This is a genomic window from Enterococcus raffinosus (assembly GCF_001886185.1).
Classification (GTDB): domain Bacteria; phylum Bacillota; class Bacilli; order Lactobacillales; family Enterococcaceae; genus Enterococcus_A; species Enterococcus_A raffinosus.
Genome location: NZ_JXLA01000008.1, coordinates 1 through 12,449 on the forward strand (window position 1 = coordinate 1; position 12,449 = coordinate 12,449).

Annotated in this window: 10 protein-coding genes and 1 pseudogene; 8 read left to right on the forward strand and 3 right to left on the reverse strand. The window is 38.8% G+C overall.

All coding sequences use genetic code 11. The annotated features are described in order from the left end of the window. Nucleotides 1-236 precede the first annotated feature (236 nt). The 4 genes and pseudogenes from RV13_RS05600 to RV13_RS21300 form a co-directional block, all read left to right on the forward strand. Nucleotides 237-1,382 carry a glycoside hydrolase family 3 protein gene (locus RV13_RS05600; RefSeq protein WP_249024459.1) on the forward strand — a complete coding sequence of 382 codons (1,146 nt, stop codon included), beginning with the start codon at nt 237-239 and terminating at the stop codon, nt 1,380-1,382. Nucleotides 1,383-1,490: 108 nt separating this feature from the next. After that, nucleotides 1,491-2,714 carry an MFS transporter gene (locus tag RV13_RS05605; protein WP_028020729.1) on the forward strand — a complete coding sequence of 408 codons (1,224 nt, stop codon included), beginning with the start codon at nt 1,491-1,493 and terminating at the stop codon, nt 2,712-2,714. Nucleotides 2,715-3,171: 457 nt separating this feature from the next. After that, nucleotides 3,172-3,750 (forward strand): transposase (locus RV13_RS21295; RefSeq protein ID WP_249024460.1); only part of this gene is annotated, 579 nt, incomplete at its 3' end. A gap of 1 nt (nt 3,751) precedes the next feature. Continuing rightward, a pseudogene (locus RV13_RS21300) lies at nt 3,752-4,434 on the forward strand (transposase); the annotation flags it as partial. A gap of 767 nt (nt 4,435-5,201) precedes the next feature. Here the strand turns inward: RV13_RS21300 and RV13_RS05615 are convergent. Beyond that, nucleotides 5,202-5,558, reverse strand: a complete 357-nt coding sequence (locus RV13_RS05615; RefSeq protein WP_010745477.1) for a helix-turn-helix domain-containing protein — start codon at nt 5,556-5,558, stop codon at nt 5,202-5,204. Nucleotides 5,559-5,858: 300 nt separating this feature from the next. On the opposite strand from RV13_RS05615, the gene RV13_RS05620 reads away from it, so the two are divergent. The 4 genes from RV13_RS05620 (at nt 5,859) to RV13_RS05635 (ending at nt 8,631) form a co-directional block, all read left to right on the forward strand. Continuing rightward, nucleotides 5,859-6,065, forward strand: a complete 207-nt coding sequence (locus tag RV13_RS05620; protein ID WP_010745478.1) for a hypothetical protein — start codon at nt 5,859-5,861, stop codon at nt 6,063-6,065. Further along, nucleotides 6,065-6,625, forward strand: a complete 561-nt coding sequence (locus RV13_RS05625) for a hypothetical protein (RefSeq protein ID WP_010745479.1) — start codon at nt 6,065-6,067, stop codon at nt 6,623-6,625. The genes RV13_RS05620 and RV13_RS05625 overlap by 1 nt, the downstream gene beginning before the upstream one ends. Nucleotides 6,626-6,653: 28 nt before the next feature. Beyond that, entirely contained in the window at nt 6,654-7,526 is an 873-nt protein-coding gene (locus tag RV13_RS21510; protein ID WP_010745480.1) for a LysM peptidoglycan-binding domain-containing protein, read from the forward strand. Between the two features lie 544 nt (nt 7,527-8,070). Further along, on the forward strand, nt 8,071-8,631 hold the full coding sequence (locus RV13_RS05635) for a helix-turn-helix domain-containing protein (RefSeq protein WP_010745481.1): 561 nt from the start codon (nt 8,071-8,073) through the stop codon (nt 8,629-8,631). Nucleotides 8,632-8,910: 279 nt separating this feature from the next. Here RV13_RS05635 and RV13_RS05640 read toward each other — a convergent pair whose 3' ends face one another. Next, nucleotides 8,911-10,668 (reverse strand): ABC transporter ATP-binding protein, encoded by a 1,758-nt coding sequence (locus RV13_RS05640; RefSeq protein WP_010745482.1) that lies wholly within the window; start codon nt 10,666-10,668, stop codon nt 8,911-8,913. Next, entirely contained in the window at nt 10,665-12,389 is a 1,725-nt protein-coding gene (locus RV13_RS05645; RefSeq protein WP_010745483.1) for an ABC transporter ATP-binding protein, read from the reverse strand. Before RV13_RS05645 ends, RV13_RS05640 begins: the two co-directional genes overlap by 4 nt. Between the last annotated feature and the right edge of the window lie 60 nt (nt 12,390-12,449).

Here is a 12,449-nt window from a genome sequence, read left to right on the forward strand (position 1 = left end):
TCTTTGTCCTAGTTAGGGGTAGCATATCAAAAGCATGAACGCTTTTTCTCTTTTTTTTTGCGGAAAAATCTGAAACGATGCTTTCTTTTCACAAGCTATGATAAAATATATCGTAAGTATTGAGACTTATAAAAATTGAACTTCGTACGGGGAATAGGAATAAAAGGATCATTTTCTACCCTGCTACAAGTAGACGAGGAGCGCAATAAAGTGAAAAAAAAAGTTTAATGAGTTTGATGCTCTTATCAGCAGTACTCCTTTTAACTGCTTGTGGAACTTCTGCTAAGGATTCTTCAGCGAATATTACCGCATCAAAAACGAGTGAATCAACAGAGCAGTCAAAACAAACGAATGAATCGATAAATGAGAAAATAACAGTGAAAGAAAAAGTCGAGAACACTATGAAGACAATGACTCTAGAAGAAAAAGTAGGCCAATTATTTATGGCACGGGTGCCAGAACAGAATCAGATAATGGATATCCAAAACTACCACTTGGGCGGATACCTGCTATTTGACAGAGACATGGCTGGAAAGGGACAAGCTGATGTAAAACAAACAATTGCAAGCTATCAAGAAGCTAGTAAGACACCAATGTTCATTGGCTCTGATGAAGAAGGCGGAACAGTCAGTCGACTGAGTAGAAATCAAATTGTTTCGCCAGCCTTTGAAAGTCCGCAGGCGTTGTACCAAAAAGATGGTTGGGATGGGGTTACTAAGGAGATTGACCGCAAAGCACAAGTATTTGGCGAATTAGGGATTCAGTTAGGTATGTTCCCCGATGCAGATGTCTCGACAGATCCTCAGTCTTTCATCTATGATCGGACAATTGGAATGGATGCCAAAGGAACCAGTCACTATGTGAAACTAAGTGTAGAGGAAATGAAGAAGCAAAAACTTGGTTCCATCTTGAAGCATTTCCCTGGTTATGGCAACAATCGTGACTCCCACGTAGAAATCGTGACAGACAATCGTTCAATGGAGGATTTACGGAAGAATGATTTCTTACCTTTTGAAGCGGGAATTAAGGCATGGGCTGACAGCATCATGGTTTCTCACAATATTGTCCAGGCGATTGACGGCAATCGCCCAGCATCCATCTCAAAACCTGTTCATGACGTGATTCGCAATGAATTAGGCTTCAAAGGTGTGATCATGACAGATGATATGGATATGGCAGGCTTAGCAGATTTTATTTCTCAAGAGGAAGCGGGATTACAAGCTTTGCAAGCAGGAAATGACATGATTTTATCTTCAAGCTATAGCACTCAGATTCCGTATATTCTAGAGGCAATCAAAAAAGGTGAGTATAGTGAACAGCAGCTGGATCAATCGGTTGAACGTCTATTAACGTGGAAGGTCGAACTAGGATTGATTAAGTAAAGGAGGAATTACAATGTGTGCTTCCATGCGTTTAAAAATTGAACGAATCGCCAAATAAATTACCGTTTGACGAACTTCTTGTTTGTTCAAACGACAAATAAAGGAGCAATGATGGAAAATCAATCATGGAGAAAAAAGTATTTAACGATTTTATCTGGACAGACGGTGTCCTTGATCGGAAGTTCCGCGGTTCAGTTTGCGCTGATTTGGTGGCTGACGAATGAGTCTAAATCAGCGATTATGTTATCCTTGGCTGGATTATCAGCCTATTTGCCGCAAATGTTTTTAGGACCTTTTGTTGGTGTATGGCTGGATCGGCTGAAAAGAAAGTATGTCGTAATTGCGGCAGATTTATTTATGGGTTTAGTGGCATTGGGATTATCCATCTGGTTTCTGTTGGGAAATCCCGGTTACCTCGTAGTGATTGCGGCACTTTTTTTACGTTCATTAGCGAATGTGTTTCATACCCCTTCTATTCAAGCGATCGTTCCTTTACTAGTGCCAGAAGAAGAGCTGGTTAAGGCCAATAGCTGGAATCAATTTCTACAGTCAGGCGCTTTCATGCTGGGTCCAGTATTGGGTGCGGTAATGTTTGCTGCGATGCCTTTATGGATGATTCTACTAACGGACTTAATCGGAGCGTTGGCTGCTTGTTTAACATTATGGATGGTCGAAGTGCCGGATATTCCACGGAGCGAGGAAACGTCCCAGCATTATTTACAGGAACTAAAAGAAGGTTTCAGGGTATTTAAGGAAGATCCGCCGATGTTGGTGATTATGCTCTTTTCTTTCTTCATCATGATTTTTTATCTACCACTAGGAATTTTATTTCCATTGATGACGAATGTACATTTTGAATTGTCTGCTTGGTTTGCCAGTGTGGTAGAATTTTCTTATGCGGTAGGTATGATGGCCAGTGCCTTCTTGATTGGAATGAAAAAGGAGTGGCGGGAGAAATTACTAGCTGCTCAGCTAGCGAATGTCGGTTTGGGCATTACTTTTATCGGTAGTGGCTTAGCCCCAGCGAATTTAGTTGGTTACTGGCTATTTGTCTTCTTCTGCATTTTAATGGGAGGGGTGGGAAACTTATATAACATCCCGTTTACATCCTATTTACAGGAGACTGTTCCTCCAGAAAAACTAGGCCGAGTCTTCTCCTTATTCGGTAGTGTAATGTCAGCGGCAATGCCGATCGGCCTTTTACTAGCAGGTCCTTTATCTGAAAAATTGGGTATTGCTAGATGGTTTTTGATTTCAGGAATTCTGACAGTGATCTTTAGCTTATTGTGCTTGATGTTTTATGCCCGAGCGGAAGCAAAAAGGAATCAATAGGCGGATTAATTTAATAGGCCCCTATATAGGACACTGAAATGTAAAGTGACTTATATAGGGGATTTTTTGTACGTAAGAAAACCTTCCTTCACATTGGTGACAAAGGTTGAACGTTGCCAAGGGATTTCAGAAATGTATGAAGAGAAATACTATTCATTATTTATAGCGAATAACTAAGTCTCTATATGAGCTGAAGTTATTCGTTATTTTTTATAGTTTAATGTTGGCTTAAATATTATCAATTTCTCTAGATTTAGGTTAATACTTTTAATTTACTTCAGTAAAGATGATTCAACTATTTACCTTCTAAGAAATTTTTAGGTTTCTAAATGAGCCAATTTCATAATTATTTGTCCTTGCTACAGCAATCTTTTCAAAACATACAAAAAAGGAACCTCCCAATCAGGTACAATTAGGTTGTCCTAGCAGACACGTACTCAGAAAGGAGGGATTCCTCGTGTCTATTATACAACAACCTACATTATTTGATCTAGAAATTTTGGAACAATTGGACATTGAACAAGAATATTTTGAACTTTTCTCCCCATTGGATTTTTCACCGCTGCTTGGATTCTTTCAAAAGGAAAAATCTGTTGGCGCTCCAATCACAGTCAATTATGAAGCCGCGATTCGCGCATTGGTTATTTCCTATCTTGAAGCGATTCCTGATGTGAAATCCTTAGTCAATCGAATCAAGTCTGATCTGCGCTTCAAATTGAGTCTAGGCTTTTTGTACTCTGACCGTGCGCCATCTGAAGCGACTTTCTCTCGCATTCTTCATACGTTAGCCCGACATCGGGACGTACTCGTGGAGTTGAATACTGTTTTACTAAAAAGAATCGATCAAGAATACGGTGTATTTACTGAAGATATTGCCATTGATGCCACCGCAGTCGAGTCCCATTCAAAACCGCGGTCAATTAAAAAAACAATCATTTCGAGTGTAGATACCCAACGATCCATGACGACAGAGAGAATCGTTCAAGAGCTGCCGATTGATCCGCAATGGGGCATCAAAGTGAACAGTAAAGGGAAANCATGTTTTTTTGTATGGATACAAAGCGCATTTGGCAGTGAGTACGAAAAGCCAGTATATTTTTTATCCGCTAGGCTGACCTCGGCTCATGTGGCAGATGTGAGTGTCGCGATCCCTTTGATGCGAGACATGAAACGATTGAGTTTCACCAATAGACATGTTCTTTTAGATAAAGGCTACGATGCCAAAGCAATCTATGAAGAGGCGCATGCGCTGGGTTTTGAACCGATTATTCCGCTTAAACGAACGGCCAAAAATGCCGGCGAATGGACGAAAGATTTTGCGCCCACTTGTTTTATTGAAGAAGGATATAAATACGATAGCTTTGATTTTCGTTATGGCGCGTTAAAATTTACGAACCCAAAAGAGCGCTGTAACACCTGTCCGCTTCAAAAGGAAGGGATATGTCAAAAGGTCATTAAAATCAAACAACACATAGATCCTCGCAAATTTAACCATCCCGCTCGAGGAACCAGAGTTTGGAAGAAACTGTACAACAAGCGAGGTGCTGTTGAACGCGTCAACGGCAACCTTAAAGAAACGATGAAACTCAATGATACGACGCATTATAAAGCCGAACTCGTTGAAACAGAGCTTTTGCTTATTCAACTTGGATACAACACTAAACGTTATGCCGTCCAACGGTTAACGAGTCAAAAATCAAGAAAGGCAACAGCCGTCTGATTTCAAAAAATGAGGAATTTGAAATTGGACGAGTGTTTGTCTTTTTGGAAACATGAATTGTGAAATTGGCTTAAATATCAAAGAATTATTTTTTTTAAGAGTATCCAGTCTTGTTTTACTTGATTGGTATACATATAAAAAGAAGTTTTGCATATCTTACCCTATGGTTTTAACAATACAACTATCAACTTGCTAAAAAAATATATTTTATCGACTTTTGACTTATTAAGTATTCGAAAAACATAGCAAGTTTTATAGTAGATTTATCAGATTTTATAGTAGATTGCTCTCTCGGATTAATAAGCATAACGAGTTTTATAGTAGATTTATCAAGTTAAGCACTAGATTGTTCAATCTTAAAAAAATAGAATGAAATTGGTATATCTGTAATATTAAAAACTTAGTCGAAACAGGAAATTACACTCACGATCTGCAAGAGAATAGGTGTCTTTTTTTCCCACTATTAAACTTTTAGTTTTTAATAAATTTCCCGTAGAGCAGATATTAAAAAAAGCCCTTAAGAAAAAGCTTTTAAAGAAACTGAATGCTTAATAATTTTAAGTGTGAAAATAATTCACGCCAAATATCTACTGAATTGAAAGAAATGTAAACTTGGAGTGGAATATCTATTCACGAAAGATCGTTAGTATATTTTTTTGTGGAAATACTTTCTTATTCATAAATGTCTGTGAGTAGAAGAAGTGATGGTTCCAAAGAAGATTGTTAACCATTGAAAAATTACTTTTGACAACCTAACATGTTTATCGTTATTCTTCGTTATTTTTATCTCGTTGCTCAACTAATGCACGAGCAGCAGCAAGAATAACGTGCTTTTCTGATTCTGAAAGAGCTATTCCATCATAGGTCATAGTAATCGTATCATCCCTAATATCGAATTCTTTTGGGAGTTCGTCATCGTTTATATTTGGATTGTTTGTTCGGCCTAAAAGATAATCCGTTGAGACGTGGAAATAATCAGCAACCAATTGTAGTTTATCAGCGGTCGGGCTGCTCTTTTTCCATTTATAAAAAAGATTTTCTCCTAATCCCAATTCCATGGCAATTTGCTTCGGTGTTTTTCCCCGTTTCTGAGCTAATTTTTTAATTCTATCAAAAATCGTCATATTTCTCCTCCTAATAGATTACGAAATATAATTGTAAAATGAGATACTTTTAGGTTTGACATTAGTATCGAATTGGATTATATTTATATCGTAAGCTAATTTAATAAGCTAATGAGCATCAGAAAAAGACCTATAATAATAAACAATTCGACGTCGGCAAACTAAGAAATGTTGATTTAGTAAAGGGATTTCTATGCTTATTTAATTACGAATAAATATTATCCCATTGAATACAAACTGTCAATGAGAATTAGCTAATTTTATTAGCTTACAAAACTAAAGAGAAAGGGCAGTTTTCTAATGTCACAACAATTAATCGAAGACATCAAAATACAACTAACGTTAAAAAACAAGAGCCGTAGGTGGTTAGCAAAAAAATTAGGAATTTCTGCTGTGTATGTGAAAGATATATTGGACGGGACAAAGCCAGGAAGACCTCAAGTCGAAAAGATGCAAGTTCTTTTAGCTGAGCTACAAGCAGGAAAATATGATCGGGAGGATAGCTGATGTCAGAACATACGATCAATTACAATAAGTTACAGTACTTGGCACTAATGCGTTATGGACATCAAATTGGCTGTGGTTGGTACTCGATTTTGGTGAATGCTGAAAAGGAACTTTTTGCATTAGGTTATTCAATATCTGGAGCAGAAAAAAAGGATGGTATTCTTTCGATTTCTCTCGATACAGATATGAAAGAGCTATCCTCTGAGGTGCAAAATATTTTGTACGAGAGTGAACTGACTAGTGAGATGACCTGTGAATGGTGTGGCGGGTATACAGTTTCACAAACAGTGATTGATAAGGATATCTGTACGATTTGTGAAGAATGTCAAGAAGAATGTGAGAGCTTAAAAGGGATTGAGAAGCGATTGTTGCAACAAAGAATTAATAACCTTGAGAAGACGATTATTTTTCAAAATAGGCTTTTGGAGAACCAACAAAATCAACTAGCACTTTATAAAGTGGGGCTTGACCATTATAAAAAAGCTAATGAAAAATTGGCAAACGGTGCCAAAAGACCAAAGATTCGAGTGATTACTTCAGATCAACAAGAAAATAGTTAGACATATTAATAGAACAGAAGGAGAGATTATGAAAATGGGAAAGCATAGTAAAAGAAGTAAAGCAGTTAGATATGAAAAAAGTACTAAGAAAAAAATTGGCTACGTCGTTTTATTCAGTACGGTACTTTTAAGTAGCGGGTTCTTAATAGGAGACCAGAGTATTCATGCATCGGAAACAGATGGTAAATGGGAGCCACGATCAATTGAACAGATTAAAAAAGATGTTGCAGGAAAAAGTGAATATACCATCGTTTGGGGCGATACACTAAGTGGAATTTCTCAAGCAACGAACTTAACGATGGAAAAATTGGCTTCGCTGAATGGCATTGGTGATTACAACTTGATCTATGCTGGCAATAAAATGATTTTTGAAGGAAATACCGTGACTGTTCAAGATGCCAACGGTGCAATTAAAGATAGACAAACGATTCAAGAATCAGACAAGGTTGTTCCTAACCAACCAGTAGGTGATTCAGTAGCGCGAACGCAACAAACTTCGCCAACAGAACAGACTCCAACTGTAGACAGTTCAGCAGACGCAAGTGGTGAAGGATCTGGACAGCTCGTCTCTCCAACGACACCGGAATATCCAACAGATCCAACAACACCATCTCAGCCTGAACAACCAACAACACCCGTTCAACCAGAGATGCCGACACAGCCTGAAACACCGACACAACCCGAAGTACCAACAGAACCAGAACAACCTGTGGAACCACAAGTCAAATACACTGTTTGGTTTACTGCCTATGAAGGGGACGATGCCTCTAAAAACATCGTACGTGGAAATCAATTATTTGATTCTGAGGCAGAAGCCACAGCATTTATTGAGAACTATGCTGATCAATTGTTGATGCAAGGGATCGCAGGCTCATATGGCGTAATGTCCTGGGAAGTGTAAGTACTAGTTTTTCATTATCATCAAACCTTTAAACGGAAAAAATATTTGAGCACTTATTCGGAACGTGTAGGTGCTCTTTATCGAATAAATAAAGGTATTATTCAAATAATGGACTAATTTTAGAATAGATAAAACATGTATTATAAAATTATGATAGTACAGTTAGGTTACCTAAATGGACCATATGAACAAGAGCACTTGAGGAGAAAATCTATATTAGTTTCTAGTCGATGGTGAAGTTTAATAAATAGCTATAAAGGATTACACCTGACTTTATACTCATTTTGGATAAAGCATATTACCGATAGAAGTTTTGATGGATTCCTTAATGAAAGTTAAATGTGTAAATAAACAGAAGACTTGTCAATGGTTAAAAAAATAAAGCCATTTTCACTGTTGTGAGAACCAACCATACAGCATTATAGAAGTAGATGCAATTTTGATTAAAGTAGAACAAATTAATAAATTGATTAGAAAAAAATAATGGTTTAATCTTTCTTAGTGGTATACTTAGGTTACCAAAATATACCAAATGAGGTGTGCTATGAAAGATGAAGAATTTGAAGAATTAGTATCTAATGGGAATCCATCAGTAGCTGTTATATCGCCATGTAAGTTAAAAGGCGATATAAAAAATGTTCTGCAAATTGACTTGGGAAATGAAAAGTATAATAAGAGATACTTGCAAGTGGCCGAGGAACTAGCAAGAAGGATATTTGCTAAAGGATTTTCTGAAGAAAAAGAAATAGAATTCGAAAAGTTAAGTCGCATTGAACAGGAGGCTGTTAAAATGATTCGGAATGACAGTACTCTGGATAACGAACACTTAAAAGGTGATTTTGTCATATCCAACTTTCTTGAAATAGAAAGAATAAAACAGAAACGAAGTGTCCCTCCACAAAAGAGATTGCAACTGAATGATGAAAAACTTCGACAATTTTTTCAACTTAAAGCTCAAAATGTATCGATTAGAGAAATATCAAGAACTATGGGGATTTCTAGAGGGACAATCTACAAGGTTTTACAAAAAAATTATGTTGATGAAAGAGATGTTAATCGCGTAATAGAGGCTGAAAAAGAAGTGATCAAAAATCAAGAAAATTAAATTGACACTAGCGTAATAAGGCTATTAATTTGACTCATTGAATCTAGAAAGAAGTTAAGGAAACAAGATCTAATGATCGCGAAAGCATATTATTAATGAGCAGAACGGGAGAAAGAATGCGCTAAAATTTCAGAAATAGAGCTAGCCTCATATCGAGGCATGGATGAGATTGATATAATTTACAAAGAAGGTCTATCCTTTTCAATATGATAAGGATAGACCTTTTTTGAGTAACTAATAAAACTAGCATTATAAATTAATTTAGACAACTATATCTTTTTAACTTTTCGAAAACTGTGCTTGATACAATTTTTTGTAATAGCCGTCTTTTTGTAACAGCTCTTGGTGATTTCCGATCTCGACGATTTGTCCATGGTCAAGAACGAGTATTTGATCCGCATTTTGAATCGTGGATAAACGATGGGCGATCACGAAGCTAGTATGATTTTTCATCATCGCAAGAAAGGCGTTTTGAATTTTTTGTTCGGTCAAGGTATCGACGGAACTGGTGGCTTCATCAAGGATCAGCATCGAAGGACGACTGATCATGGTTCGTGCGATTGTCAATAATTGTCGTTGCCCGTCGGAAAGCTTGATTCCTGCTTCGCCGACGATCGTATCTAGTTTATCAGGCAAGCGCATCACGAAATCGTACATATACGCATCCTTCAAGGCAGCGAAGATTTCTTCATCTGTGGCTGATTTACGTCCATAACGCAGGTTTGCTCGTAGGCTGCTGTCCATCAACCAGGTCTCCTGCAGAACCATTCCGAATTGCTGGCGCAGGCTGTCTCTAGTCAAGTGACGAATGTCAGTGCCGTCGATGGTGATAGTCCCGTGATCCACTTCATAAAAGCGCATCAAAAGATTAACCAATGTTGATTTACCCGCGCCTGTTTTTCCAACGATAGCGATCGTTTCTCCCGGTTGAACGGTTAAGTTAAAGTTCTCGATTAAACGCTGGTCCTTTTGATAAGCAAAGTCCACGTGATCAAAAACAACTTTTCCCTTTGCATCCGTTAATGTGAGGGCATCTGGATCGTCCGCTTGTTCAATAGGTTCCTTCAACAATTCAAAGGAACGGTCAAGTCCGGCGATGGCCGTTTGTATCTGGATCGTAATTCCAGATAGTTCGATGAACGGTTTTGTGAACTGACTGGAATAGATTGTGAAGCTCGAAATGATCCCGATCGTCACACCGCTGCCGGTTTTTAAGGCCAGTAATCCACCAACAAGTCCAACCATCAAGTATGCCAAATGATCAACGAAGCGTGAAGAAGGGTTGGTCAGAGAAGAGGCGAATTGGGCCTTTTGTCCTCGAACATAAAGCTCTTGGTTCAACGCTTCAAAGTTGGTTTGGTTTTGATTTTCTCGTTGGAACGCTTTGACAATTTTTTGATTGCCGACCATCTCAGTGATGAAGCCTGAGATCGATCCAACTAATTTCTGCTGACTAGTAAAGTATTGCTGAGAGGTACGTGCCACAATATACGTAATTAAAAAGATGATGGGTGTGGCTATTAAAACAACTAAAGTCAGCATTGGACTGAGATACAGCATGAAAACCAATGCGACCAAAACGACCGTCATCCCAGAAAATACCTGATTGAACACAGCGGAGATAGCCGTGGAAATATTGTCCATGTCATTGGTAAAACGACTAACGATATCTCCTTGCGAACTTTGATCATAATAGCTCAATGGCAATTTATTTAAATGAGTAAAAGTCTCTTCCCGCAGCTTGGCGACAGAATCAAAGGCTACGGTATTTCCTAAACGCTGAATGAAATACTGACTGACGACAGTGACTAAAAAGATGCCGACAAACAATTGAAGAATTTGGAACAGCCGCGTGAAGTCTACAGCCCCTTGATTGACCATCTGATCAACGGCGACACCTATATAGTAAGTCATTAACACCGAAGTGATCCCGCTAGCAATCCCTAAAGTGATCGCTGCGATGAGTTCCTTTGGATAAGCCGCAAGATAGGGGATGAATAATTTTAGTGAACGGAAAAAATTCTTTTTCTTAATCATTGCACAGCCCCGCCTTCCTCTTGAGATTTGACCAGCTCTTGATAAAGCTTGGACTCCTTGAGTAGTGTGTTATGGGCACCTTGTGCGACGATTTTTCCGTTGTCCATCAGTAAAATCGTTTCCGCCTCTTGGATCGAACGCAGGCGTTGAGAAATAATGATAACGCCACAAGCTAGATCCCGTTTCAACGCTTGGCGCAAATCCAAATCGGTTTGATAATCCAAGGCAGATAAAGAATCATCTAAAATAAGCAGCTTCGGTTTGCGAATCAAGGCACGAGCAATAGTCAGACGCTGGCGTTGACCACCAGAAAAGTTTTTCCCGTTTTCTAAGATCGGGGTGTCTAAGCCTTTAGGCAAGGTTTCTACAAATTCACTAGCCTGGGCAGTAGACAGGGCCTGCCAACATTCTTCATCTGTTGCATCGGGTTTGCCCCATTGCAGGTTTTCTCGAATGGTGCCACTGAATAAGACGGCTGTTTGCGGCACAAGTGCGATTTCAGAACGCAAGCGATCCAATTGCCAGTCTTTGACATTGCTTCCAGCAAAGTTGACACGGCCCCTTGTCGCATCGTAAAAGCGCGGGATCAAACTGATCAGGGTTGACTTCCCGCTGCCAGTCGCTCCTGTGATTCCAAGAAAATTATTTTCTTCCATAGTAAAGGAGATATCTTGTAGAGCGAGTCCAGATTTTTCCGTGTAACGAAAATCTACATTCTGGAAATCAATTAACGGCGCTTGCTCGTCGGCTTGCTGCGTTGTTCCATCGTCAGCTAAAGTCGTATCTGTCGCAAACACTTCATTGATCCGATTTGCTGAGGCTGCTGCACGAGTGAAAAGTACGACTAGATTTGAAACAACGATTAAAGCCAGAAGCATTTGATTCATATAATTGATCAAAGCCAAAACCTGTCCCTGCTCTAAATGACCAATATTTACCTTGAAGCCGCCGAAGTAAAGAAGAGCCACCACACCAGCATTCATGATCAAGGTCGTGCTAGGTGAGAGCAGTGCGGAAATATTCGCAACTTTTTGATTTAAATGAGAGATTTCTTCTGTTTCTTCATTAAAATGGTTGGTCTCAGTTTTTGTTCGGGCAAAGGCACGGATGACCCGAACCCCGCTCAAATTTTGAGTGACCAATTGGTTCAATTGATCCAGTTTTTGTTGGATGTTTTTATACAAAGGCACAGAATAATGAATGATCAAAAAAAGGATCAGGCAGAAAATAGGCAATAGGATCAAGAAAATAAGCCCCATTTGCCAATCAATATAAAAAGCCATAATGACCGAGCCGATACTAAGGAAAGGCGCACGGACCACAAGACGAATCAGCATCGCTAGCGCACCCTGCATTTGATTGATGTCATTCGTCATTCGAGTAATCAAAGTATCCGTGCCGAAGCGATTCAATTCATTATGGGAAAAGCTGTTGATTTTTTCCATCAATCGATTCCGTAAGACCGTTCCGAATCCCTGTGAAGCGATCGATGCGTAATACTGACAAATCAAGGCACAGAGTAGTCCAACAATCGATAAGCCTAGCATGGCGACCGCCATTTCGATCACTTTGCCTTGATCATGGCGAGCGATTCCTTCATCGACTAAACGTGCCATAAATAAAGGCAGGATCAGTTCGAAAATGGCCTCTAAAAATTTGAAAAAAGGGCCAAGGATAATCTGTTTACGATAATCTTTGGCGTAACGTAAAAGCTGAAACATAGAAGTTCCTCCAATATATAAAGTAGATAATGAGCAAAATAGGATCGTTTCTATTGTAAC